Source organism: Synechococcus sp. EJ6-Ellesmere (assembly GCF_024345875.1).
GTDB classification, from domain to species: Bacteria; Cyanobacteriota; Cyanobacteriia; order PCC-6307; family Cyanobiaceae; genus Regnicoccus_A; species Regnicoccus_A antarcticus.
The window spans coordinates 14,018-38,480 of sequence record NZ_JAGQBY010000006.1 but is presented as its reverse complement, the minus strand read 5'-3'; the positions used below and the strand labels follow the sequence as shown (position 1 = coordinate 38,480).

Here is a 24,463-nt window from a genome sequence, read left to right as displayed (position 1 = left end):
CAGCTGGTATCTGCGCCTGGTCACCTACGGGGTGCTGGCCGGCAGCACCGAGAAGATCCAGGAAATCGGGCTCAACGGGGCCCGCGAGATGTACAACAGCCTCGGCGTACCCATGGCTGGCATGGTCGAGAGTATGCGCGCCCTCAAGGAAGCCTCCCTGGCCCTGCTCGGTACCGATGATTCCGCCAGTACGGCCCCTTACTTCGACTACCTGATCCAGGGCATGCAAACCCCAGGCTGAGCCTGCGCCAAGCCCACGCTCAGCGTTCGGTTTCAAGGCTTCACCTTTTGCTTTGAAGATCCAGGAGCAGGATCTTTCCTAGCTTTTTAGTACGGATTTTTTGAAGGCAAGCAGGACGAAACAGCGGGACACCGTCACCCAAAGGGTTTAAAGCCAAGTCCTGCAGAACGAGACCGAAGTGCCCGGCCCCCAGTAGACGGATGCGTCGCTCAGTGCAGCCCAGATGTCTCATTGTGGTCCAATGCCGAGCCTCATAGTCGGGCTCAGATAAGACAGACGGGATGCATCTACCTGTTTTTACGGCGCGGAAATCCCATGGGCTCCAGGGCTTCTGAGATCGACCTGAGCAACCAGGCCAGGGCCACGAACGCCAGCCCGAGCAGCACTCTCAGCTGAGCCGCAGCGATGCCTTGATCCTCGTCGAGGCCATCTCGAATGAGACCAGACACAGGTCTTACCGCGAGACGCATCTTTGAGTGTTGCAGTCACTGAAGCGAGATGGCCTCAGGGGGCTGGGCGACCTGGGCGCTTGGGCTGCCGCTGCCATCGTTGAGCCAGCCATGGATCGCCTTGCCAGGCCTGGAGCGGCGGGGCCAGAGGCACCGATCTCCCGAATTCCCCGCTCAAGCCATGACCCAGCCGAGCCCTCCACTCACGAGCGTCATCCAGGACTTAATTCGGGACTCATCTCGCGTCTTGTGCTAGACTCCTTCGTCCAGTTCAAGACCAAAGCCAGGTCTGGTCTTGCCTCGCATTCAAAACAGTCAAGACGCAGGCCTGACTGCCTCGAAAGACGTGATTTCGGCACTACCCCAGGGCAGTGGTGCAGGGTCCGGACAAACAGAATCGATGGCGTACCTGTGTCTACAGCAGGTACGCAGGATTATCAGGCACTGCTATCACTGGCTTTTGAGCGGTGCAGAGGGCCCTGGACTCCCTGTCCAAGCGTGGCTGGACAGGACCTGCAGCAGAAGAGAACGGACCACGCCAATCGAGTGTCTGGCGACCTGGGGATGATCAGGAGGCGAGCGAGCACCAGGAGGAGGGCTTGACTCACCCCTCTCATTGATACTCAGAAATAGTCTCTTTTTTCTCAACTAAGACAGTTATCTGGACTACTTGGAGGTCCAAGACGAGACAAGTGCAACATCTGGATCGATCCCGTTCAGGCCGGCCGGCGATAAAGCTCCTTCAGCAACTGGTAAGCCTCATTGAGGCGACGCATCGCGTCGGCACTGCCTCCTGAATCGGGGTGGTGGCTCATGGCCTGGTCTCGGTAGGCCTCCCGGATCTGGTTGAGGCTCAGCTGGTGACCCGGCGCCGTGGGCAGGGCCAGCACCTTCAACGCCCCCTGCAGCGTCATCGTGTGCTCCAGGGTCTGGAAAGAGGTTCCCTGACGACGCCGGCGGAAGCGATGCACAAAACGGCGAATCAAGGTGGGCACCCGCAGGGTGAGTGTGCCGGTGCTGAAAGGATCCTCCAGCAAGCCAGCGACCACGATCACGCGGTTGAACCTGGGCGGTCCCGGGGGCCAGCCACTCACGAAGCCGCTGATCCACTGCTCCATCAGGGCCCAGGTGAAGGGCCGTCCCTCCGACTGATCCGACTGGGCCCAGATGTCACGGGCCAGCCAGAGCATGGCGGCCTCCAGCACCGCCTCATTCGCCGCTGTGCCGTAGAGGTTGAGCCAATGCTCATCGGCGGCGAGCAACGCCTGATCCAGTTCGGCGGCCTCCACAGAGGGCAGCGGTTCGCCGGCTGCGGCGGTCCGGGGATGCAGGCTGCGTCTCAGGCGCGCCGACGACTGCCGCACGAAGCCAGGCAGATCGATCCCAGTTGAACCCGTGGCTTCTCGCGGCTCCTGGGGCTGCTCGCGACGGGGGGATCTGGCCAGCAGCTCTGGCGAAGGCTCATCAGAGTGCTCAGGCTCTTGATCCGCTGCATCGAGTGAGAGCAGCTCGCCTGCCTGGCCCGTGACCAGCACCATGGCCCGGCAGGCATCCAGCTCCTCCTCATCCCCGGTCTCATCCTCGTCCCGCTCCTCCTCCAGACCATCGGTGCTGGGGAAGAGATCATCGAGCAGATGTTCAAGCAGGGCCCCACGGCTGCGGTGGCCCAGCTGTTTGCACAGCTCATCGATCTGCTCCACCTGGGCGACGGGCAGGATCAGCTGAATTCTCTTGCGATCCGCTTTCGTGTCGTCGGGGGGCACGGCAACCTGATCAGGTCGGGCTTAACGGCCCATCAACTGCCTGAGGAAGCGTTGCTGGGCATCGGCGGCCTCGTCGTAGCGATCCCGCAGAATCTGAGTCTCCTGGGGGGAGGCTGGGGTGGATGTGCGCACGGGCACTTCCGCCACAGTGGGGGAGCCTGCAGGCGCCTGGTTCAAAAGCCTCAGCGGAGGGAGGGGTGGCAACCAGGCCGGTACGATCGCCGGCCTCGGCAGCGGTGGGGGCGGAGTGGGCCGGGCGCTGGCGGGTTTGGCGGGACTACGGGGGGCTGCCGCGGCCGGAGCCGGAGCCGGAGCTCTCTGAGCACCAGCTACCGCCGGCGGGGCCGCCGCAGGAGTGGTCTTGCGCTTGGCCGCTGCTGCCGCCTCGGCAGCGGCAGCGCGGGCAATCTCAACCTGGCGCTCGCGCTCACGCAGCTGGGCGAGCTGATAGGCCGGCACCACGCTGAGCAGATGACCAGGGGTGGCATCCGCCGGATAAACCATGCTCACCTTGACGCGGTTGTTGACCCCGGGACGCAGGTTCAACTGGCTGAGGGAAAGGCTTTCACCGGAGCGCATACCCACATGAACTTCGCCATAACCCTCGTCGGTTTCAATCCCGATCGATCCGCGAAACGCCGTGAACTGACGGCCATTGGCCGTGGGGTGGCTGAAGACCAGTTCGTAGGGGCCTGAACCCTTCAGATTCAGCTCGACGTCGAAGCGAACGCCATAGGTGCCCACGTTGTCGAGGGAGGAATCGATCATGCGGCTGGCGAGGGTATTCACCTGGATCTCACCGGTGCCGAAGTGGTGACGGTTGGTGCTGGTGAAGGGCACATGCAAAGGGGCCTGGTTCAGGTCGTGGCTGATGCTGGCCTGGAAGGAATCTCCGAGAGCCACACCACCGACCCGGGAGAACACCTGCCGGTTCTGGATCTGGGGCAGCATGCTCAGGTAGGTGCGGCCCGGGGCCAGTACCCCCTGATCGAGAACCGCGAGCAGATCGGCTTCGCTGCGGGGATCCTCCGCTGCCACCACAGCCATCTGAAATGGACCATCACTGCGGCCGCTGAGCAGGCCGTTGGCAATGCCCCGGGCAGGAAGCTGGGTGTTGAACAGAACGGCCCGGCTGTTGGCTGGGATGGTGAAACGCTCAGGCAGCTTCGAGTCGCGCTGGTTGCGCAGCATGATCACCGCTGTGGCATCGCCTGGCCCCGTGTTCCAGGGCCTGGGGCCCAGTGGCTTGACCCCCATCAGGTGATTGGCCAGATAGGGAGCCTCGAAACTGTTGCGCACGGCACCGCGGTCGAATTCGAGCGTGACCGGCCTGGAGCCGGGGTTCATCACGATCGTGGCCAGGGTGAGTTGCCCGCGCACCAGGCCATAGCCAAGGCGGGTGGCATCCTCGGGGTAGTACTTGTGGTGCATGTGCAGACCGAATTCACCGTTGAAGGTGAAGGTGGCGTTGCGCAGGCTCTGGCCGGTTTCCCGGGCCACCGCTGATCCAGGTGCCGTGTTCACCAGGATGCCAGGGCCGAACACCTCTTCCGGCTGGTTCGAGTGGAGCACCGGCACGGCGTTGAAACGCCCCTGCAGTGGACGCGCAGCCTGTCCAGCCATCAGCTGCACGTAGGAGGCCCGAGCAACGGGTGGCTCCAGAACCGCGCCGGCCGCCCCGGACAGGGTGGCAACCACAGCGAGACCAATGGGACCTAATGCTCTCACTCTAAATCTCAATTGGGACGGTGTTGCGGTTTTGCGGTGGTCGCTCCCGAAGCCGCTTGGGCAGGGCCCTTGACTGGAGGGAGGTCTCGCTGGCACCTGCGCCGTGGCCCCAGCGATGAGGTGACGGCGCATCAGGGGTGGACCGCTCGCTAGAACCGTCCGTACACGTGACATTTTCTCATGTTTCCTCCCTTGCCCTGTTTCGGTGCGTCCGGCTGCGACCCCGCCTCCAGCCGCCGTCAGCATCAGGAGCGCAAGCTGCACATGCTCACCTACTGGCGGGACGGGGTCGAGCGGCAACTGGCGGCGGTGAATGCCGCGATCAGCACGCTGGAGAAGCAGATGGCCCGTGATGGGGGCCAGGAGCAGGGCTGAAGCCCAATCCCTCCCCTTCCAGGCGCTGCCTCAAGGTGTCCAGCGCCCGGGCGAGCAGGCGATGAACGGTCATCGGGCTGACCTGCATCTTGCGGGCCGTGCCCCTGAGGCTCTGGCCCGCCAGCACCACCTCCTTGACGACTGTGCGCTGGCGATGTTCCAGCTGGGCCAACAGCGCCATGATCCGCTCACCGGCCTCGCAGCCGCCGGGGCCGTCCTCCGGTTCCGGCTCGGCGGCGGCGAGCTTCTCCTCTTCCCCGTCCAGGCTCACCAGCCTGCCCAGCTGGCGCAGCTGCTCGAAGCGCTGCCACTGGGCCTCACTCAGGCCCAGCAGCTTGTGGAGGCTGGAGTTGGCCAGGGCTTCCTGGCGGTGGCAGCCTTCGGCAGCTGCACCGGCCTGGCTCTGCTGCAGCCGGCGCAGGCGGTCCTCCAACTCTCGCTGACGCCGGGGCAACCGGATCACAGGCGCCTGGTCGCGCAGGTAGTGAAGGATGGCCCCGCGGATGTGATGGCGAGCAAAGGCCTCGAACGGGGTGCCCTGATCGCTCTGGAACAACTCGGCCGCCCTGAGCAGGCCCAGAAGGCCCACCTGGGTGAGGTCGTCGCGACCCTCGCGGCAGAGCGAGCTGTAGTGGTGGGCGATCGGTCGCACCAGCTCAAGGTGTCGGGCCACCCTGTCGTTGCGCTGGCGCAGACGTCGGCTCAAGGCAGGCCGGCTGGAGCGGGGTTGAAGCAGGGAAGTGCTGGTCATCGGAATTGAGAAAGGTGGATGTAGTTGGAGTCAGATCAAGGAGCCACGACGCCGGGTCGCTGCCCCCTTTCCAGATACGGACCAGCCAGCAGGTTCCGGCAACCGTGAAACCACGGAATGATCGAACTCAGGCCTCAGCCCCTCGCCGCCACCGCCTGCAGCAGGGCCCAGGGGCCCTCGCGTTGCAGCCAGGCCAACTCCGAGCGTTCGCTGAGCAGCAGGTAGCCGGCGAATCCGAGGGCATTCACGCTGAAACCCGCCACGTGCTCCCGCACCCGCCGCACCGTGAGGAACCAGTGATCCGTGAAGATCAGGTTGTAGGGATGGAGTGGCCTGGGGTCGCTGCCGGGGTCACCCAGACCGAGGGACAGGGCGTGGGCGTGGTAGGTCGCCGCCAGGGCTTCGGCCCCATCGCCGGGCTTGCGGGGGCTGAGCTTGTAGGCCCAGGGCCAGTGTCGACCCACTCCGGCCAGCTGGGCCCGCACCAGCCGATCCAGAGGACAGGCCACCTGGTCGCCATGGCGCGGAAGTAATTGGAGGTGGCGGTGGGGCTGACTGGCCCCGGCCTCGGCGCAACTGTTGAAGAACCAGAGCCCGCTGGTGTCGGCATCCACCCGGGCCACGGCCGACCAGTCACCGCCCTTGAGCCAGCCCGACTGGGGCTCATAGCCCTGGGTGATCAGCAGGACATGGCCCGCCTGGACGGGGTATTTGTTGAGCAGCAGCAGATGACGCCTTCCCAGCAGGCACACCTGCAGCTGCGGATCCCAGGGGCGAAAGGGGTTGGGCTTGGGCCCCTGGGCCCGCAGGTGCTTCGGGGTGGCGGAGAGCAGGCGGCGCAGTTGAAAGGGTTCCCAGCCCTGGGGGGGAATCAACTCCGTCTCAAGGGGAACGAGGTTGCCGCTCCCTAGAGCATGACGGCTGCGCTCGAGCGCTTCAGCCCAGAAGCGCTCAGCTCGCTCCACCGATCTGCAACCGTGCCAGGGATGCCCCCTGGTAGTAGTGACCGAGGATCTGGTTGTAGCGCTGGCCCTGACTGGCCAGCTGCTGGGCACCCTCCTGGCTCATGCTGGCCCCCAGATGCCCATGGGCCTCCAGGGTGATCTGGGAGTTGGCGGCGTAGAGGCTCTCGACGATGCCCCCCTGGTAGCTGAGGATGAGGCCATTGGTGCTTTCGGTGGCCTCCCGGGTCCGGGCCGAGACCGACTCCAGACCCCGGTAGGCCTGCCAGCGGGTCGTGTCGCCCAGATGCCAGTAGCGGTTGGCGGGGCGGGCCAGATGGGCCAGGGCGTAGGAGCGCGCTGCCACCGCCTGGGCCTTGAGGGCCTCCATCGACCAGGAGCTGGGCATTTCGGCGCCCACCACCGAGGCGATGTAGCGCTCCAGAGGCAGATGGTTGATCGGCGTGATGCCTCCTCCCTCCCGCAGCAGGCGCAGCCGGCCCTCATAGGGCAATCCGTTGACCAGCAACGCCTGGCCGCTGGTGCTCTCAAGCCAGAGATCAGCACTGCTCTGACGACTCCAGTCCACGGACTCACCGGCGCCACCGCGGAGCAGCACCCGGCCATCGCCGTCCAGCAGTTGCCAGGGGCCTGTGCCCGAGAGCGTGGGCCGTCCGGCCTGGCGCAGCAGGGCCACCCGCGCCTCCAGCGGAACGGGCCGGCCAGCGGCCGGCTCCGCCAGAGCCAGGTCGCCGCTGACGGGAGTCCCGGAGGGGGATGAGGGGATGGCCGTGTCGGCGCGACGGGCCTGAATCTCCTGGAGCTGCCGCGCCTCGGCCTGGCGGTCGGGGTCATCGGCGGCGGTGGCCGGCAACAGCGCGTCCATCACCTTGGCATCGAGGCTGGAGCGGGGCTCGGTGAAGGCCTGCTGGGCAAAGAAGCCAAGGCCAACGGCCACCACGCTCAGGGGCGCGGTGACGAGGACACGGTTCAGCCCGGGCCTGGCAGCAGACAGCAGCTCCAGTCTCCGTCTTGTCCAGCGTCGACACCAGCGCTCAAGCGGCCATCCCACAGCAGTTGACCCGAACCCGACAGGCGGATCATGCCTGATGACAGCCGTTCGCACACCATCCCACCCGCCTGGGGGGAGGGTTGCCAGCCCACCACCAGCTCGCGCCCCAGCTGATCACACCACCACGGGGCCACCAGAGCATGGGCCGATCCAGTGACCGGATCTTCACTGATGCCGAGGCCCGGTGCCAGGAAACGCAACTGATAGTCGGCCGGCAGCCCCTGCACCGTGGGGCAGTGGCCGCTGGCCGCCAAGGCCTGCATCAGCACCAGGCCCTGGCGCAGCTCAGCCGGCAACTCCTGCGCGAGAGCGGCACCATCGAGACCGGCCAGATCGAGCTCCGGCGGCAACAGAGCCACCCAGTAGCCCAGGTCCGACCGCCAGCTGCGGACCGGTGTTCCCCCCAGCGACGGTCCCGGATCAACCGGCAGGGGCGAAGCCTCTAGGCCTGCTGAGGGGAGGACCAGCTGGGCACGGCCCGCACTCGACTCGCTCAGGTTCACCAGCAGGGGCCCTGAGCGGCTGTGCAGGCGGGTGGAGCCCCCTGGCGCCAGCAGCCCCCAGTGGCCGAGGGCCAGGGCGGAGGCCAGCGTGGCGTGGCCGCAGAGCGGAACTTCACAGCGCGGCGTGAACCAGCGCAGGGCCCACTCGTCCGCGGCTTCGCCGTCAGGCACGAGGCTGCTCAGGGGCAGCAGGAAGGCCGTCTCCGACTGCCGGAGCTGGGTGGCGACCGCCTGCATCCAGGCGGCCGTGGCTGGCCGCTCCAGGGCCACCACCGCGGCACCGTTGCCCTGCAGCGGTCGCTCGGCGAACGCCGTGATCAGGGCGGCCGGCAGAGCGCCGTCGCTCATCGTTCCTCGGGCTTGAGATCCCGCTCCATCAGGGCGCGCACCGCCTCGGGAGGGGTGATACGGCCCTCGATCAGGCCCACCACCTGGGCGCAGATCGGCAAGCGGGCCCCGCCCTGCTTGGCCAGGGCCAGGGCGGCAAGGGCCGCTGATGGGCCCTCCACCGTGGCACCGATAGCCCGGATCGCCTCCTCGGCGGAGAGTCCCTCCGCAAGGTGCAGACCGAAGCGGTAGTTGCGGCTGAGGCGGCTGTTGGCCGTGGCCAGCAGATCTCCCAGTCCGGCCAGTCCGTAGAGAGTGTCGGGATCGCCGCCCAGCTGCTGACTGAGGCGGCCCATCTCGGCCAGCCCACGGGTGAGCAGGGAAGCCTTGGCATTGGCTCCAAGGCCCAGCCCATCGCAGACGCCGGCCGCCACAGCCATCACGTTCTTGAGGGCACCAGAGAGCTCGGTGCCGATCGGATCGTTGTTGGTGTAGAGACGCAGTTGATCACTGCTGAGGACCTGCTGCAGCGACCGGGCCAGATCAGAGTGAAGCGAAGCCAGCACACTGGCCGCCGGCAGTCCCCCTTCCAGCTCCCCGGCCAGGTTGGGTCCACTCAGCACCAAAGTGGAGAGGGTGGGGATCGAGCGCTGCCAGAGCTGGGAGGCGGTGAGGTGCTGCTGCAGATTCAGCCCCTTGGTGCAGCTGATCAGGGGCAGCCCTGAGGGCCACCTGGAGGAGAGCCGCTGGGAGAGCTCCGGCACGCCGGCCATGGCGATGGCGCAGACCATCACATCCTGGTCCGCCAGCAGCTCGGCAGGCTCACCGCCGTTGCGCCGCGACCAGGTCCTGAGCTGGTGACCACCCTGCTGGAACACCTGGCCAAGGGCGCGTCCCCAAGCGCCCTGCCCATAGATGCCGATCCGCAATGCCATCGGACCATCATGGGCCATTCCCTTTTTGGCCCAGCCGATGTCAATGCCAGCCCCGGGAGCTGGAGCCCCTGAAGGCGCCCATGGCCTTGCCCACTGGCAGGGGGATGCCCTGGTGGTGGGCGGCGGCGGCATCGGCCTGGCCTTGCTCCAGGCTCTGGCGCAGCGGGCCCCCGCCCTGCGGCTGTGGGCCACCAGCCGGCGGCCGTGGCCAACGGGGAGCGTGGTGCCGCCCGAGCGGGCCCTTGGCCTCGACCTCACGGACGATTCCAGCCTCGAAGCCTGCGCCCGGCGGCTGCGGGACGAAGAGGTTCATCTGCGGCTGGTGATCAACACCGCCGGCCTGCTCCACGCCGGTGACCTCCAACCGGAGAAACGGCTGCAGCAGCTGCGGCGGAACTCCCTGCAGCGCCTGTTCAGCGTGAATGCCTATGGCCCGGTGCTGCTGGCCAAGGCCCTGGAGCCCCTGCTGCCCCGCCAGGAGCCGGTGCACTTCGCCAGCCTCTCGGCCCGGGTGGGCAGCATCGGCGACAACCAGCTGGGGGGCTGGTACGGCTACAGGGCCGCCAAGGCGGCCCAGAACCAGTTGCTGCGCTGCCTGGCCCTGGAATGGGAGCGCCGACTGCCCCTGGCCTGCGTGAGCCTGCTGCATCCCGGCACCACCGCCACGGCTCTCTCTCAACCCTTCCGCCGCTCGGTGCCGGCTGAGCGGCTGTTCACCCCTGAGCGGGCCGCCAACCAGCTGCTCGATGTGATCGCCGCCCAGGAGCCTGCCCACACCGGCCGCTTTCTGGCCTGGGACGGGACAACGATTCCCTGGTGAGCCGTCCCTGGAGAGAACTCAGGCCTGGGGGGAGGCGGAATGGGCGAAGGCCTGAAGCAGCTCCAGGGGGATCAGCTCCAGACAGGAGGCTTCGCTGGCCTCCAGCCGCACCGGCGGAGCCACGCCGTCGTCGTGGGCCTCCAGCCAGCGGGGGGCACAGACGCACCAGTGGTCGCCCGCTTTGAGTCCGGCAAAGCCATAGGCAGGCCTGGGGGTGCTCAGGTCGTTGCCCTGGGACAGGGAGTAGCGCAGAAACAGATCGGTGACGACGCAACAGACCGTGTGGCGGCCATGGTCGGAGGGATCGGTGCGGCAGTGGCCGTCGCGGAACCAGCCGGTCATCGGCTCACAACCACAGACGACCAGAGGCTGACCCAGCACATTCAGCGCCGAAGGGCTGGGGGGTGTCGACGATTGATCCACGCGAAATCCCTGGAACAAGCGTCGAGTCTGACCATCTGCGGGAACGAAATCCAGCGGGGAGGTTGACGGATTCGGGGGGGCAGGCGTTAAAGGTCATTGAGCCGTGGTGCTGGAAGGCCTCCTTCTGCCGCCCTTCCGCCTTGCCTTCAACACCTTCATGAGCTGGGATTTCGCCGAAGACGCTGCCTTCATGGCCCTGTACGACGCCTTCAAGGAAAGCGGTGAAACCTCCGCCATGGAATTTCTCGCCCATGGGGAGGGTGCCTTCCACTTTCAGGAGCTCACCCAGAACGCCGCTGGAGAGGGCTTCGATCTGAGCGACTCCACCGACCTCGAGGCCTTCCAGCAGGAAGTGATCGACAGCCTCGAATCGCTCTGAGCCTCAGCCGTAGAAGAAGTCGATCTCCTTGGCCTTGAGGCCATCCCAGCCGGCGGCCCTGAGACGGGCATCGAGAGTGGCCTGATCGAGATGCTTGGAGCCGGTCTTGACCACCCGGTTGCGCATCGATTTGCGCACGCCGCTGCGGGCCCGGGCCGCCTCCAGTGCCATCACCTCGTTGTAGAGGCTGAGCATCTCGGCAGGGATGGGGCTTCCATCGAGATCAACGCCGGCGGCGATCGCCGCATCAACACCATCAGGACCGGCAATCGCCATGACAGAACAGACAGAAACAGCCTCAGCCTGCCACTGCCCCCGCTGACCAGGCCCCTGCGGCCGTGGTGCCAAGGGCCTCAGGCACTGAAATAGCGGGCACGGCTGTGAAGCGCCACCAGGGCGGTGGTGCTCTGCTCGGGATCGAGCTGATCGCTCTCATCCATGGTCAGGCCGATGCGACCGGTATCGAGCCAGGCCAGCTGCTGGCGGGAATCGGCCACATTGGGGCAGGCCGGATAGCCGAAGGAGTAGCGGCTGCCGCGGTAGCGCTGGGCCAGCACATCGCGCAGAGCCGCCGGTTCCTCCGCCGCGAAGCCCAGTTCCCTGCGGATGCGCGCATGGGTCCACTCAGCAAGCGCCTCGGCCATCTGCACGCCGAGGCCATGGAAGTAGAGATAGTCGGTGTAGCGATCGGCGGCGAAGAGCTCCCTGGCATAGGCACTGGCCCGCTCTCCCATGGTCACGGCCTGCATCGGCAGCACATCACTGGGCCTGCCATCGCTGAGATCTCGGAAGAAATCGGCGATGCAGTAGCGGTTGCCGCCCCGCTGGCGCGGCAGCTCGAAGCGCCCGAGCTCCCGCTCACTACCCTCGGGATCAAACACCACCAGGGCATTGCCATCGCGGCCGCAGGGGAAGTAGCCGTAGGCGGCCCGGGGCGTGAGCAGGACCTCCTGCCGGCAGCGCTCGATCCAGCTCTGCAGCACTGGCTCGGCCTTCTCCGCCAACATCGCCTCGTAGGCCTGACGGCTCTGCTCCTGGCTCTTGCGCAGCTGCCACTGGCCGGCGAAGAGGGCGTTGCGATCGAGATAGGCAAACACCTCATCGAGGGGAATCTCTCCCTCCTGGATCAGGCAACTGCCCAGAAAGGGAGGCTCCACGGCGGGCTCCTCGGGCACCACCGCTGAGCGATGGCTGGTGACTTCGGGTGCGCTGGCGGTTGCTGGTGTGGCCTGATCGTCTGGGCTCGCCGCTTCAGCGCCAGAAGCTTTGGGCTCAACCGCTGGCTCGGGTTCGGCCTCCAGGCGCAGACCCGCGGGGGCACCGGCCAGGAATCCGAGCCGGTCATCCCACTGGCCTGCCTTGCGGGCTTCCGAGAGCGCATCCATGAAGCGCAGATCGGCAAAGGCATCGCGGCCATAGATCACCTGGCCGTTGTACACGGAGCGGCAATCCTTCTGCACAAAGCGGGGGGTGAGGGCCGCCCCGCCAAGAATCACTGGAGCGGTGATGCCCGCCTCATTGAAGGCCTGCAGGTTGTCCTTCATGAAGGCGGTGGATTTCACCAGCAGCCCGCTCATGGCGATGCAATCCGCCTGGTGAAGGTGCTGAGCCTCGATGATCGCCTCGACCCCCTGCTTGATGCCGAGGTTGATCACCTCATAGCCATTGTTAGTCAGGATGATATCAACCAGGTTCTTGCCGATGTCATGCACATCGCCCTTGACGGTGGCGATCAGGAACTTGGCCTTGGCACTGCTCACCCCGTCGACCTTCTCCATGTGAGGTTCGAGAAAAGCCACTGCCGCCTTCATCGTTTCTGCGCTCTGGAGCACAAAGGGGAGCTGCATCTGACCGGAGCCGAACAACTCCCCAACCACCTTCATGCCATCGAGCAGAAAGGTGTTGATGATCTGCAGCGGCGGGTGGCTGGCCAGGGCCTCCTGAAGGGCCGGCTCCAGACCGATACGCTCGCCATCGATGATGTGCTGGCGCAGCCGTTCCTCCACGGGAAGATCGGCCAGGCTCGGACCCGATGCCCTCGCCTCCTTCGCGCTCACCCCCTCGAACAGGCTGGTCAGCACGGTGAGGGGGTCGTAGGTGCAGATCGCGGCCTCCGCCTCCGATTCGAAACGGCGGCGGTCTTCGATCAGATCACGGCAGACCTGCTGATGCTCCTCGGTGATCTTCGCGAGGGGAAGAATCTTGGCGGGACTGACGATGGCGGCATCGAGGCCCGCCTCGCAGCACTCGTGCAGGAAGACGGAATTGAGCACGATCCGAGCCGCCGGAGAGAGCCCGAAGCTCACATTGCTCACTCCCAGCACCACATGAACGCCCGGGAGATTCTCACGAATCAGGCGGATGGCCTCGATCGTGGCGGCGGCATTGCGGCGGTCCTCCTCGATGCCCGTGGAGATGGGCAGGGCCAGGGGGTCGTAGAAGATCTCATGGGCCGGGATTCCATACTCCACGGCGTCGCGGTAGGCCCGCTGGGCAATGGCGAACTTGCGCTCCGCCGTGCGGGCCATGCCCTCCTCATCGATGGTGCCCACCACCACACCGGCACCGTAGCGGCGGGCCAGCTCCAGCACCTTGAAGAAGCGCTCATCGCCGTCTTCATAGTTGGTGGAGTTGAGGATGCACTTCCCACCGGCCACTTTCAGGCCAGCCTCCATCTTCTGCCACTCCGTTGAATCCAGCATCAGCGGCAGATTCACGTTGGTGACCAGGCGACTGACCAGGTCATGCATGTCTTTCTCGCCGTCGCGGCCGACATAGTCGACGTTGACATCGAGCACATGGGCATTCTCCTTGATCTGGCCGCGGGCCAGGGCCACCAGCCCGTCCCAGTCTTCGGCGTTGAGCAGATCGCGCACCTTCCTGGAGCCGCTGGCATTGAGCCGCTCGCCAATGATCAGGAAGGAGTTGTCCTGGTGGTAGGGGGTGACGCCATAGATCGAGGCCGCCGCCGGTTCCCACTGCAAGGCTGGCCGCTTCAGCCGATGCTGCGGCAACCGCACGGGCCGGGGACTGGGGTGAAGATCCACAGCCAGCTCGGCCAGAGCAGCGATGTGGCTCGGGGTGGTGCCACAGCAGCCACCGATCACCTGAACACCGAGATCTTCAACGAAGTGGAGCAGCTGCAGGCGCAGCTCGAGGGGCGTGAGCCGGTAGTGGGCCACACCGCCCACATTCTCCGGAAGTCCGGCGTTGGGGATGCAGCTGATCACGAACGGACTGTGCTCGCTCAGGTAGCGGATGTGCTCCTTCATCTGCTCCGGACCGGTGGCGCAGTTGAGGCCGAGCACATCGATCGCGAAAGGCTCCAGGATCGAGACCACAGCGGCGATATCGGAGCCCACCAGCATCGTGCCGGTGGTTTCCATCGTGACTGAGACCATCAACGGCCGGCGCTCACCGGCGGCTTCGAAGGCTTCCTCCAGACCCTGGAGCGCCGCCTTGATCTGCAGCACGTCCTGGCAGGTCTCGACGATGAACAGATCGACATCCCCCGCCAGCAGCCCCGCCGCCTGCTCGCGGAAGGAGGCCTTCATCGTGTCGAAGTCGATGTGGCCGAGGGTCGGCAACTTCGTGGTGGGGCCCATGGAGCCCGCCACGAAGCGGGGCTTGGTGGGGGTGCTGTAGCGATCAGCCATCTCCCGGGCCAGCTCGGCCGCTCGCTGGTTGAGGGCAAAGGCCTGATCCTCGAGGCCGTATTCCGCCAGCACGATCGAGGCAGCCCCGAAGGTGTCGGTTTCGATCACATCGCAGCCCGCCTCAAGAAACTGGGCGTGCACGGCCTGCACGGCGTCGGGGCGGGTGAAAACCAGGTTCTCGTTGCAGCCCTCGAGGGCCGCGCCGCCGAAATCCTCGGCGCTGAGATCCATCTGCTGCAGCGATGTGCCCGTGGCGCCGTCGAACACCACCACTGGGCGGCCGGGGCCATGCAGGTGCTCCAGGAAGCCGATCCTGCCGGTTCCTGTCCTTGCCGCCGCCGCCGTCCCACCCACCAGTGCCGTCATCGCGTGATCGTGCCAGCAATCACTCTAGAAATCAGTCGCGCAGGCGGATGCGGGTGACCCAGTGGTCGTAGTTGGGGTCGTTGCCGATGGTGATCTGGGTGAGCCGCTCCCGCAGCTGCTCCATCACGGGGCGCTCCGTGGGCAGATCGGTGGACTCCACCCGCCGCACAGGGGTCACCCGCGCCGCGGTGCCGCTGAGGAACACCTCGTCGGCCACGAACAGCTCGGTCTTGTCGACCGCCCGCTCAATCACCGGGATGTCGAGATCCCTGGCCAATTCGAGGATGCTGGCGCGGGTGATGCCCTCGAGAATGTCCTGATCAACGCCGGGGGTGATCAGCACGCCATCGCGCACGATGAACAGGTTCATGCCGCTGGCCTCGCTCACCTTGCCGCGGCTGTTGAGCAGCAGAGCCTCATCGAAACCGCTCTTCACCGCCTCGGTCTTGGCCAGGGAGCTGGTGATGTAAGCGCCGCTGATCTTGCCGCGCAGGGGCAGGGATCGGTCCTCCTGGCGGGTCCAGCTGCTGACACGGCAGCTGACCCCGTCGGGGGAGAGGTAATCGCCCAGCTCGATGCCGTAGATCAGAAAGTCGGTCTCGATGTCGTGCAACCGAGGCGCGATGCCGAGGTCGCTGGTGTAGACGAAAGGCCGCAGGTAAATCGGCGTGGTAGGCCTGTTGGCCTGCAGAAAGGCGTCGATGGCGCCAAGAATGGTGCTCTCCTCCAGCTCCGCCAGCAGCAGCCGGGCGCTCTGGCTGAGCCGGCGGGCATGGCGGTCGGCACGAAACAGCAGGATTTCGCCTGGATCACTGGGATTAGGCAGAGCCCGCATCCCCCCAAAGGCTCCGGTGCCGTAGTGCAAGGCGTGGGTGGCGATCGACAGGGTGGCCTCCGCGAACGGAACGCAACCGCCCTGGAACCAGGCGTAGGGGAGAAACTTCTGCATGCAGGGTCGCTTGGGAAGGGCGTGGAGCGGGGGGTGCACCGCACCGTGATCGGGCCTCGATCTTCTCACCGTCAGGACCGAAGATGGCTCGATGCATCGGCTTGCGGCAGTTCCCGGCGCCACCGGCGACACGGATGGTCCTCTTTATGTGGAGCAGCCTTCGGCACCCCTGTTGCTACTGAGCAGCGCCGACACCGACCTCAGCTGCCTCGCGGGCCTGCTGCGCGACGAACCGGCGCTGCTCAGCCAGGAGGTGCGCGGTCTCAACCTCGCGGCCCTTGATCACCCGGCCGTGATCGACCACTACCTGGCCACCAGCCTGGCTGAAACACGGCTGGTGCTGGTGCGCCTGCTGGGGGGCCGTGGCCACTGGAGCTATGGCCTGGAGCGTCTGCGCCACTGGGCTGAGGGCCCTGGCCGCCAGCTGGTGGTGGTGGCCGGCACCAGCGATGAAGAGCGCGACCTCGCGAGTCTGGGCACTGTGGCTCCGGCCCTGGCCCTGGCGATCGGCCGCTGCCTGCGGGAAGGGGGGCGCGCCAACCTGCGCCGGGTGCTGCTCAGCCTCGTGGCCCTGCTGGCAGGGGAGCAACCCGAGCCACCCCAGGCGGAACCGCTGCCCGATCCCGCCCCCCACGACTGGCGGGCAGATTCCGGACCCCGGGTCGGCCTGGTGCTCTACCGCGCCTTGCTGCAGGCAGGCGACACCACCATGGCGGAGGCCATCCTGGCGGCCCTGCGCCAACGGGGTCTGTGCCCCAGGGCCCTGTGGGTGAGCGGCCTGCGCGATGCGGGAGTGCAGCGCGGCGTGGCCGACCTGCTGGGGCGGGAAGGGGTACAGGCAGTGCTCTGCACCACGTCATTTGCCTCAGTGCAGTTCGAGGAGGCGGGTCTTGGCGCCCCTCTCTGGGAAACCCTGAACGTGCCGGTGCTGCAACTGCTGTGCAGCAGTTCCAGTCGGGAGCGCTGGCGCAGCAGCAGCATCGGCCTGGGTCCCCTCGATCTGAGCCTGCAGGTGGCGCTGCCGGAGCTCGATGGCCGCCTCACCACCCGGGTGGGTGCATTCAAGGAGGCGGCCGAGCGGGCCGATGCCCGGCTCACCACCGCTCTGCACCGCTACGTGCCTGATCAGGAGCGCCTCGACTGGATCGCCCAGCTGGTGGAGGCCTGGGTGAGCTTGCGCGGCACTCCCCCGGCCCAGCGGCGCCTGTCGCTGGTGCTCGCCAACTACCCAACCCGTAACAGCCGCCTGGCCAATGGCGTGGGTCTCGACACCCCCGCCAGTGCGGCGGCGATGCTGCACTGGCTGGCCGCCGCCGGCTACGACCTCGCTGCAGCGCAGGGGCAGCCGCCGGATGGGACCCTTCCCCACAGCGGCCAGGAGCTGATCGAACGACTGCTGGCGGGCCGCAGCAACGACGCCGAGAGCAGCCACCGGCCGCCCCTCGATCACCTCCCCCTGGCCACCTATCAGCGCTGGTATGACGCCCTGCCCCGGGAGGGTCGGCAGCTGATCGAGCGGCGCTGGGGCTCACCGGATCAGGACAGCGGACTGGAGCGCAGCGCCGCTGGCACCGGTTTCCCGATTCGGGGTCTGCGCTTCGGCCGCATCCATGTGCTGATCCAGCCGGAGCGGGGCTACGACCGCGACCCCAGCCTCAACTACCACAGCCCCGATCTGCCCCCCACCCACGCCTACCTGGCCCAGTACCTCTGGCTGCGGCAGGTGGAGGGATCCCAGCTGGTGGTGCACGTGGGCAAGCACGGCAATCTGGAGTGGCTGCCGGGCAAGGGGCTGGGGCTCTCCAACCAGTGTTTTCCCGAATGGGCCCTGGGGCCGATGCCCCACCTCTACCCCTTCATCGTCAACGACCCCGGCGAAGGGTCCCAGGCCAAGCGCCGTGCCCAGGCCGTGATCCTCGACCACCTCACCCCGCCCCTGGGGCGGGCGGGGCTGCATGGGCCCCTGCAGACCCTGGAGGCCCTGCTGGATGAGTACTGGGAAGCGTGCCAACTGGGTAGCGGGCGGGTGGAACCTCTGCGCCAGCGCCTGGCCGAGACCCTCGAGGCCCTTGAGCTGCCGCTGGAGGCCAGCGACCTGGAGAGCCGCATCGATCGCGCCGACGGCTACCTCTGTGAGCTCAAGGAGGCCCAGATCCGCACGGGCCTCCACACCTTCGGCCACCTGCCCGCCCCGGAGCCCCTGCTGGAGCTGCTGCTCTGCCTGGCCCGGCCACCCCTGGCCGAGGGGCCGGGCCTGACCCAGGCCCTGGCCAAGGATCTGGGCCTGGCGCTCGACCCCTGGGCCGATCAGGAAGACGAACCCCTGGATCCGGCCGACCAGCAGCGGTTGCTGGCGGCAGCGCCAGAGGCGGCCCAGGCCTGCCGCCGGGTCGGGGATGGCGTGGCCCTGCTGGAGGGATGGGCCCTGGAGCTGCTGCGTTCCCTGCTGGAGCCACTGGCCGAGATCCCCCCCTGCGGGCCCATCACCCGCTCGGTGCTGGAGCGGGTGCGCGGCGATCTGATCCCGCGACTGTTGCGCTGCGGTGAGGCGGAGCGGGAGTCCTTTCTGGCGGGGGTGGCGGGGGAGCGCATTGCCGCCGGTCCCTCTGGGGCCCCCACGCGCGGTCGGCCCGACCTGCTGCCCACCGGCCGCAACTTTTACAGCGTCGATCTGCGCGGACTGCCCAGCGAAGCGGCCTGGGACCTGGGGCGGCGCAGCGCCGAGTTGCTGCTGGAGCTGCACCTGCAGGATGAGGGCGACGACCTGCGCCACCTGGCCCTCTCGGTCTGGGGGACGGCAACGATGCGCAACGGCGGTGAAGACATCGCCCAGGCCCTGGCCCTGATGGGGGTGCGGCCGGTCTGGGACGGGCCCACCCGGCGGATGGTGGACCTGGAGGTGATCCCGCTTGCGCTGCTGGGGCGCCCCCGGGTGGATGTGACCCTGCGCATCTCCGGTCTGTTCCGCGATGCCTTCCCCCAGCTGGTGGGCTGGGTCAACCGGGCCACTGCCCTGGTGGCGGGCCTGCAGGAGGCGGAAGCCGACAATCCCCTGGCGGCGGCGCTGATCCGCGAAGGTCACTGCGCCCGGGTGTATGGCTCAGCGCCGGGGGCCTACGGGGCTGGACTGCAGGGCTTGATCGACAGCGGCCAGTGGGAGGAGCGCAGCGATCTGGGCGAGGCCTACCTCAACTGGAGCAGCTGGCGTTACGAGGGCAGCGGTGAGGCGATCGCTGACCGCGGCGGCCTGGAGCAGCGGCTGCGCCAGGTTCAGGTGGTGCTGCACAACCAGGACAACCGCGAGCACGATCTCCTCGATTCCGACGATTACTACCAGTTCCAGGGGGGCCTGAGCGCCGCCACGGAGCGGGTGCGGGGGTCGGCTCCGGCCCTCTGGTTCGGCGATCACTCCCGGCGCCAGCGGCCCCGCCTGCATCGCCTGGAGCGGGAGCTCGACAAGGTGCTGCGCTCACGGGTGCTCAATCCCCGCTGGATCAACGGCATGCGGGCCCATGGCTACAAGGGGGGCTTTGAGCTGGCCGCCAGCCTCGACTACCTCTTCGCCTACGACGCCAGCACCGGACGTGTACCGGACTGGAGCTACGGCGCCATCTGCGACACCTGGCTGGGCGATGAAACCCTGCTGGACTTTCTGCGCCAGGCCAATCCCTGGGCCCTGCGCGACATGGCCGAGCGGCTGCTGGAAGCCCACAACCGCCGGCTGTGGGAGGGGGCCAGTCCTGAGCAGCTGGAGCATCTCAGGCAACTGGTGCTCAGCAGTGAGAGTCTGGTGGAGGGCTGAGTTGCAAGGGAAGGGTGTGCCGCGCCGTTCAGGAATTGATCTCCTTGGCCATGTCCTTGAAGGCATCGATCGTGCCGGGCTTGGCCTGCTGGAGACTGATGCTCGGCTGCCCCTCGGCTGCGCTGCCGCCGGTTTTACTGCCGCCGGCTGAACCGCCAGCGGCGTTGACACCGCCCACGGCAGCGCCCCTGAGCCGCTTGCTCAGCTCAGCGGAGCTCATCTTCTCGACAAATGTCTTCTTGACCGGCTTGGGCACTCCGCCACTGAGGCTGGTGCTGGTGGTCTTGACCTCAGTGCCGGGCATGCCTGTGCTGGCCTTCGCGAGCCGGGCCGCCATCGAATCCACTTCCTGGATCATTTCCTTGTTGCCGGGGTTGTCGGCATTACCAGGGAAGGTGTGGCGGATCGTGTTCGAGCGCCGCATGAAGTTCACATCGCCCAGGCTGCTGGAGGTGTCTGCATCGAGGTAAAAGCTCTCGTCCTGCTTGGCCTTCGCCGGTTTGGCCTTGGCAGCTTTGGAGGAGAATGCTCCTTCGGAGCGGTTGCCGAGGAGACGATCAAGCAGACCCATGGTCAGGGAACGGAAACCTGTTGTTGAGCCTAGCGGCCGCCAAGCCCCAACCCATGGGTATCTGTACCGCAACTCGTCAGCAATCCCAGCCGATTCAGCTGGGCCGCGATCGCGTCGCACACCAGCGGTGAGGGGCGCCAGGAATCCCCTTGCTCGTAGTCGTAGTAGGCCTCGGCGCCATCGAATCCCAGGTCCGCCGCCGCCGCGATCAGCACGTGGTACGGGAGGCGGTAACGGGCAGGATGGGCCAGCAGGGCCAGCCCGCCGGCGGCATGGATCGCCCGGCGCACGGCCCCGGCCCGTAGCGCCGGGCCCACCACAGCACTGCCTTCTAGATAAGGGGCCAGGGCGTCATGGCCCGGCTCGAAGCCAAGGCCGAGCACATGAACCAGACAACCCTCGAGCAGGCAGCTGATCTCCACACCACTCCAGAGGGTGGGAACCTGCCAACCCCGCTCCCGATGCTGTGCCAGCCGCCGTTGCAGCGGCACGAGGGCAGCTGTGCTGTGGTGATCGGTCACGGCGAGGTGCTCAAGGCCCCGGTCCACCGCCTGGTCAGCCAGCCACTCCGGCTGGAGGCTGCCGTCGCTGCAGGTGGTGTGGCAATGGAAATTGAGCCGCCCGGGGCAACAGGAAGGCTTCACCCCCTGCAACACCGGCGCCAGAGGATGCTCAGGCGCCACCGGCGAGGGCCTCCTGTTCCACGCGAAGGCGGCGCCAGGGGGCATAGAACTGAATCGAGCCGGCCATCGCCACCACCAGGGCCACCAGGAACCAGGTGGCCGCACCGGTTGGGAACTGTCCCTTGAACACCACCAGCATCACCACCAGCACCAGCATCAGGGTTGGGAGCTCGTTGAGGGCCCGCAGTTGCCGCCCGCTCCAGCGGCAGCTGCCCTCTCGCAACTGGCCCATCAGGCGGTAGCAGAACCAGTGGTAGGCAAGCAGGGCCAGCACCACGGCCAACTTGGCGTGCATCCAGCCCTGCTTCAGCCAGACGGGCTGGGCGACCAGCAACCCCACCGCCATGGCCACGGCCACCACCATGCCCGGGGTGGTGATGATGTTGGCCAGGCGCCGCTCCATCAGCGTGTATTGCTGCTGAAACGCGCCGCGCAGGGGCTCCTCCAACGCCTCGGCCTCCACGTGATAAATGAACAGGCGCACCAGGTAGAACAGCCCGGCGAACCACACCACGACCCCGACGATGTGCAGGGTCTTGAACCAGAGATAGGCCTCCGGGGGCAGGGCCGGGAGCGTCATCGGGGCAGGCGAGAGGGGTTTCTCAAACTAGGGGAGTTGCTTCTCTTCCCACCGCCAGAGGTTCGCCGGACGACTCGCCTTCGAGCGCCTGCTCGGGATCGCCGGGATGGAAGTAGCTCCACACCTGCTGGGCCAGGGCCGGACCCACCCCGGGCGCGGCAGCGATCTGCTCAGGACTGGCCAGCTGGATGGCGTCGATCGAGCGGAAGTGGGCCAGCAGATCCCTGACTCGCTTGGGACCGAGCCCGGGAATCTCCGAGAGGCGGGACCGCTTCATCCGCTCGCCCCGCTGCTGACGGTGGAAGCTGACTGCAAAGCGGTGGGCCTCATCGCGCAGCCGCCGCAGCAGCAACACCCCCAGCTGATCGGGCTCGCTCTCCAGCGGCTGGCTAGCGCCAGGCAGAAACACCTCTTCCCGCTGCTTGGCCAGGGAACACACCACCAGCTCCTCGTGCAGGTCGAGTTCGCGCAGGGCTTCCATCACCGCTGAGAGCTGGCCCTTGCCGCCATCGATCATCACCAGGTCGGGCCAGTCGTTGAGACCCCCGGTGTGCAGGGCCGTGCTGGCCACCCTGCGCAGCTCCGTCAGGTCGGCCCCCTCCGCCTTGGCCTGCGACCAGCGGCGAAAGCGCCGCCGCATGATCTCCGCCATCGCCATGAAGTCGTCGGAATGGCCGGCGCTGATGCTGCTGCTCTGGATCCGGTACTTGCGGTAGTGCTGCTTGGCGGGCAGCCCATCGACGAACACCACCTGGGAAGCCACTGCATCACTGCCCTGGATGTGGCTGATGTCGTATCCCTCGATGCGACGCGGCGGCTGGGAGAGATCGAGCAGCTGGGCGAGGTCTTCGGTGGCCAGCTGGTGCTGCTCGGCGCTGCGCTGGGCTCGGCTGAGCTCGAAGGCAGCATTGCGCTCCACCAGCTCGATCAGTTCTGCTTTCTGCTGCCGCTGCGGGTGCGCCAGCCGAACCTTGCGGCCCCGTCGCTCACTCAGCCACTCCTGCACCAGCTCCTGACGGGGCAGGGGGTGTTGCACCAGCACCTCGGGAGGGATCTCCACAGGCTCCACCTGGCCGTAGTGCTCCTCCAGCACCCGCTGCAGGATCTCGCCCGGTGCGGCGATGCTGGCGTCGGCGGTGTAGCCCAGACGCCCCACCAGCTTGCCCGCGCGCATCTGGAACAGCTGCACCGCCGCCAGCCGCTGATCACAGGCCAGGGCCAGCACATCCCTGGATACCGAGGCGTCCGGCAGGGTCATCTTCTGCTCGGCGGTGAGTTGCTCGAGGCCCTGCAGCTGATCACGGACCCGGGCGGCCGCCTCAAAATCCTCGCGATCGGCATAGCGCGCCATCTGGGCACGCAGCAGGTCGAGGAGCTCGTCGCTGCGCCCCTGGAACACCATCGCCACCTTGCGCAGGATCTGCTGGTAGGCCTCCGGGCTGATCTTCTCCTGGCACACCCCGGGGCAGCGGCCGATGTCGAAGTTGAGGCAGGTGCGGTCGCGATAGAGCGGCTGGGGCCTCTGGCGCAGGGGAAACACCCGCTTCACCAGAAAGAAGGTGCGCCGCAGCAGGCCCACGTCCACGTAAGGGCCGTAGAAGCGATCAAGCGGGCTGCGCAGGCGCCGCCGCCGGGTGATGAAGATGCGCGGGTAGGGCTCGCTCCAGGTGATGCAGAGGTAGGGATATTTCTTGTCGTCCTTGAGCAGAACGTTGAAGTGCGGCTGGTGGGCCTTGATCAGGTTGGATTCGAGCGCCAGCGCCTCCGCATCGCTGTCGGTGACGATGAACTCGATCTCACAGACCTGCCGCACCATCAGGCTGATGCGCGGGCTCAGATCGTGGGACTCGCGGAAGTAGCTGCGCACGCGGCTGCGCAGGCTTTTCGACTTGCCGATGTAGAGGATGCGGTCCTCCACGTCGCGCATCAGATAGCAGCCGGGCTCGGCGGGCAGCTCCTTCAGGCGCTGGCTGAGGCGATCGGGATCGCTGAGGAGGGGCTGGGCGATGCGGCCCATGGCAGCTGGTCCTGGCTCAGCCTCCGTACTGCCAGCCGGTGGGTCCCAGTTCCAGGGCAGCTCCGTCACGGTGCAGCACGGCGGTCTTCACTTCGGCCACGAACACGGTGTGATCGCCATGGGTCACCTCACCCACCAACTCGCATTCGACGGCGCCGAGGGCCGCATCAAGGATCGGCAGGCCCATGGCGCCCAGGCTGTAGGGGGCGGCGTCGAAGCGGCCGCCGATGCCGTTCTGGGGCTTGAAGAAGACCGCTGCCAGGTCCTTCTGATCAGCCGCGAGCACATTGAGGGAGAAGCGCCGGGTGCGCTGAATGATGCCGTTGCTGGTTGAATCGGCCCGCACGGCCATCACCACCAGGGGCGGCTCGAAGGAGCCCTGGGTGACCCAGCTGGCGGTGAAGCCGTTGATGGTGTCGCCTTCGGCCACCCCGCAGATGAACAACCCGTGGGGGATCTTCCGCAGCAGCGTCTTCTTGGCAACGGCATCGAGGCCGTCACTGGCTGCGTTGGCGGGTGCATCGGTGACCATCAGCCCTGTCGCAATCGATACCCCAACCTTAGGCAGTGTGTTCGTTGGCGGGGCACCATCCATAGGATCCGCGCCATCGCTTCCCCGCGGGGGGCTCCATGACCAAGCGCCCATGAAGGCCCTCTACCCAGGCAGTTTCGATCCCCTCACCCTGGGCCATCTGGACCTGATCGAGCGGGCTGAGCGGCTGTTCGGAAGCCTCGTGGTGGCGGTGCTGCAGAACCCGAGCAAGCAGGCCAGCTTCCCCCTGGAACAACGGCTCGACCAGATCCGCCAGGCCACGTCCCACCTGGAGCGGGTGGAGGTGAGCAGCTTCGACGGTCTCACCGTGGACTTCGCCCGCAGCTGCGGCTCGGCGGTGATCCTGCGCGGCCTGCGGGCGATGAGCGATTTCGAATTCGAGCTTCAGATCGCCCACACCAACCGCAGCCTGGCTGCGGAGGTGGAAACCCTATTCCTCGTTACCGCAGCCCACCACAGCTTTCTCAGCAGCAGCGTGGTCAAGGAGGTGGCCCGTTTCGGTGGGGATGTGCGCCATATGGTGCCGGCGGGAGTGGCGGATGACCTCGCCAGGCTCTTTAATCGGTAATCCCCTGCCCC

Annotated in this window: 21 protein-coding genes and 1 pseudogene; 6 read left to right on the top strand and 16 right to left on the bottom strand. The window is 66.9% G+C overall.

All coding sequences use genetic code 11. The features are described from left to right. Nucleotides 1-241: pseudogene (locus KBY78_RS01315) on the top strand (allophycocyanin); the annotation flags it as partial. 1,165 nt (nt 242-1,406) lie between these two features. On the opposite strand, the gene KBY78_RS01310 reads toward KBY78_RS01315, so the two are convergent. Continuing rightward, nucleotides 1,407-2,453, bottom strand: coding sequence for a J domain-containing protein (locus tag KBY78_RS01310; RefSeq protein WP_255142001.1), 1,047 nt, complete (start codon nt 2,451-2,453; stop codon nt 1,407-1,409). Between the two features lie 21 nt (nt 2,454-2,474). Next, a complete protein-coding gene (locus KBY78_RS01305) occupies nt 2,475-4,151 on the bottom strand; it encodes a DUF3370 family protein (protein WP_399215090.1) in 1,677 nt (558 codons plus the stop codon). A gap of 210 nt (nt 4,152-4,361) precedes the next feature. On the opposite strand from KBY78_RS01305, the gene KBY78_RS01300 reads away from it, so the two are divergent. Beyond that, a complete protein-coding gene (locus tag KBY78_RS01300; RefSeq protein WP_006171457.1) occupies nt 4,362-4,556 on the top strand; it encodes a hypothetical protein in 195 nt (64 codons plus the stop codon). On the opposite strand, the gene KBY78_RS01295 is transcribed toward KBY78_RS01300, so the two are convergent. From KBY78_RS01295 to KBY78_RS01275, 5 genes are all read right to left on the bottom strand, one after another. Beyond that, nucleotides 4,504-5,307 (bottom strand): sigma-70 family RNA polymerase sigma factor, encoded by an 804-nt coding sequence (locus tag KBY78_RS01295; protein ID WP_255142000.1) that lies wholly within the window; start codon nt 5,305-5,307, stop codon nt 4,504-4,506. The genes KBY78_RS01300 and KBY78_RS01295 overlap by 53 nt on opposite strands. 134 nt (nt 5,308-5,441) lie before the next feature. Then, complete coding sequence (locus KBY78_RS01290) at nt 5,442-6,272, bottom strand: ATP adenylyltransferase (RefSeq protein WP_255141999.1); 831 nt, start codon at nt 6,270-6,272, stop codon at nt 5,442-5,444. Continuing rightward, nucleotides 6,259-7,209 (bottom strand): SpoIID/LytB domain-containing protein, encoded by a 951-nt coding sequence (locus KBY78_RS01285; protein ID WP_006171460.1) that lies wholly within the window; start codon nt 7,207-7,209, stop codon nt 6,259-6,261. The genes KBY78_RS01290 and KBY78_RS01285 overlap by 14 nt, the downstream gene beginning before the upstream one ends. Nucleotides 7,210-7,238: 29 nt before the next feature. Then, complete coding sequence (locus tag KBY78_RS01280) at nt 7,239-8,171, bottom strand: PhzF family phenazine biosynthesis protein (protein WP_255141998.1); 933 nt, start codon at nt 8,169-8,171, stop codon at nt 7,239-7,241. Beyond that, nucleotides 8,168-9,085, bottom strand: coding sequence for an NAD(P)H-dependent glycerol-3-phosphate dehydrogenase (locus KBY78_RS01275; protein ID WP_255141997.1), 918 nt, complete (start codon nt 9,083-9,085; stop codon nt 8,168-8,170). Before KBY78_RS01275 ends, KBY78_RS01280 begins: the two co-directional genes overlap by 4 nt. A gap of 37 nt (nt 9,086-9,122) precedes the next feature. On the opposite strand from KBY78_RS01275, the gene KBY78_RS01270 reads away from it, so the two are divergent. After that, nucleotides 9,123-9,905, top strand: coding sequence for an SDR family NAD(P)-dependent oxidoreductase (locus KBY78_RS01270; RefSeq protein WP_399215085.1), 783 nt, complete (start codon nt 9,123-9,125; stop codon nt 9,903-9,905). Nucleotides 9,906-9,923: 18 nt separating this feature from the next. Here KBY78_RS01270 and KBY78_RS01265 read toward each other — a convergent pair whose 3' ends face one another. Further along, nucleotides 9,924-10,286 carry a DUF2237 family protein gene (locus KBY78_RS01265; protein ID WP_006171464.1) on the bottom strand — a complete coding sequence of 121 codons (363 nt, stop codon included), beginning with the start codon at nt 10,284-10,286 and terminating at the stop codon, nt 9,924-9,926. 199 nt (nt 10,287-10,485) lie between these two features. Here KBY78_RS01265 and KBY78_RS01260 point away from each other — a divergent pair, with 199 nt between their 5' ends. Next, nucleotides 10,486-10,707 (top strand): hypothetical protein, encoded by a 222-nt coding sequence (locus tag KBY78_RS01260; protein ID WP_037980663.1) that lies wholly within the window; start codon nt 10,486-10,488, stop codon nt 10,705-10,707. Between the two features lie 3 nt (nt 10,708-10,710). On the opposite strand, the gene KBY78_RS01255 is transcribed toward KBY78_RS01260, so the two are convergent. The 3 genes from KBY78_RS01255 to KBY78_RS01245 all read right to left on the bottom strand — a co-directional run bounded on the left by KBY78_RS01255 (nt 10,711) and on the right by KBY78_RS01245 (nt 15,678). Then, on the bottom strand, nt 10,711-10,983 hold the full coding sequence (locus tag KBY78_RS01255) for a DUF4090 family protein (RefSeq protein ID WP_006171468.1): 273 nt from the start codon (nt 10,981-10,983) through the stop codon (nt 10,711-10,713). 77 nt (nt 10,984-11,060) lie between these two features. Beyond that, a complete protein-coding gene (gene metH, locus KBY78_RS01250) occupies nt 11,061-14,729 on the bottom strand; it encodes a methionine synthase (protein WP_255141996.1) in 3,669 nt (1,222 codons plus the stop codon). Between the two features lie 31 nt (nt 14,730-14,760). Further along, entirely contained in the window at nt 14,761-15,678 is a 918-nt protein-coding gene (locus tag KBY78_RS01245) for a branched-chain amino acid transaminase (protein ID WP_255141995.1), read from the bottom strand. A gap of 91 nt (nt 15,679-15,769) precedes the next feature. Here KBY78_RS01245 and cobN point away from each other — a divergent pair, with 91 nt between their 5' ends. Then, complete coding sequence (cobN, locus tag KBY78_RS01240) at nt 15,770-19,480, top strand: cobaltochelatase subunit CobN (RefSeq protein WP_255141994.1); 3,711 nt, start codon at nt 15,770-15,772, stop codon at nt 19,478-19,480. Between the two features lie 28 nt (nt 19,481-19,508). Here the strand turns inward: cobN and KBY78_RS01235 are convergent, their stop codons facing one another. From KBY78_RS01235 to KBY78_RS01215, 5 genes are read right to left on the bottom strand one after another with little or no spacing between them, the layout of a single operon-like run. Continuing rightward, nucleotides 19,509-20,051, bottom strand: coding sequence for a hypothetical protein (locus tag KBY78_RS01235; protein ID WP_255141993.1), 543 nt, complete (start codon nt 20,049-20,051; stop codon nt 19,509-19,511). Nucleotides 20,052-20,080: 29 nt separating this feature from the next. After that, complete coding sequence (locus KBY78_RS01230) at nt 20,081-20,779, bottom strand: PHP domain-containing protein (protein WP_255141992.1); 699 nt, start codon at nt 20,777-20,779, stop codon at nt 20,081-20,083. Beyond that, on the bottom strand, nt 20,724-21,314 hold the full coding sequence (gene hemJ, locus KBY78_RS01225) for a protoporphyrinogen oxidase HemJ (RefSeq protein WP_255141991.1): 591 nt from the start codon (nt 21,312-21,314) through the stop codon (nt 20,724-20,726). The genes KBY78_RS01230 and hemJ overlap by 56 nt, the downstream gene beginning before the upstream one ends. Before the next feature lie 22 nt (nt 21,315-21,336). Then, the gene (gene uvrC / locus KBY78_RS01220; RefSeq protein WP_255141990.1) at nt 21,337-23,331 is read right to left on the bottom strand and encodes an excinuclease ABC subunit UvrC; all 1,995 of its coding nucleotides are present in this window, start codon (nt 23,329-23,331) and stop codon (nt 21,337-21,339) included. 16 nt (nt 23,332-23,347) lie between these two features. Further along, nucleotides 23,348-23,863, bottom strand: a complete 516-nt coding sequence (locus KBY78_RS01215; protein ID WP_255141989.1) for a flavin reductase family protein — start codon at nt 23,861-23,863, stop codon at nt 23,348-23,350. Nucleotides 23,864-23,975: 112 nt separating this feature from the next. Here KBY78_RS01215 and coaD point away from each other — a divergent pair, with 112 nt between their 5' ends. Continuing rightward, the gene (gene coaD / locus KBY78_RS01210) at nt 23,976-24,452 is read left to right on the top strand and encodes a pantetheine-phosphate adenylyltransferase (RefSeq protein WP_197163268.1); all 477 of its coding nucleotides are present in this window, start codon (nt 23,976-23,978) and stop codon (nt 24,450-24,452) included. Nucleotides 24,453-24,463 lie beyond the last annotated feature (11 nt).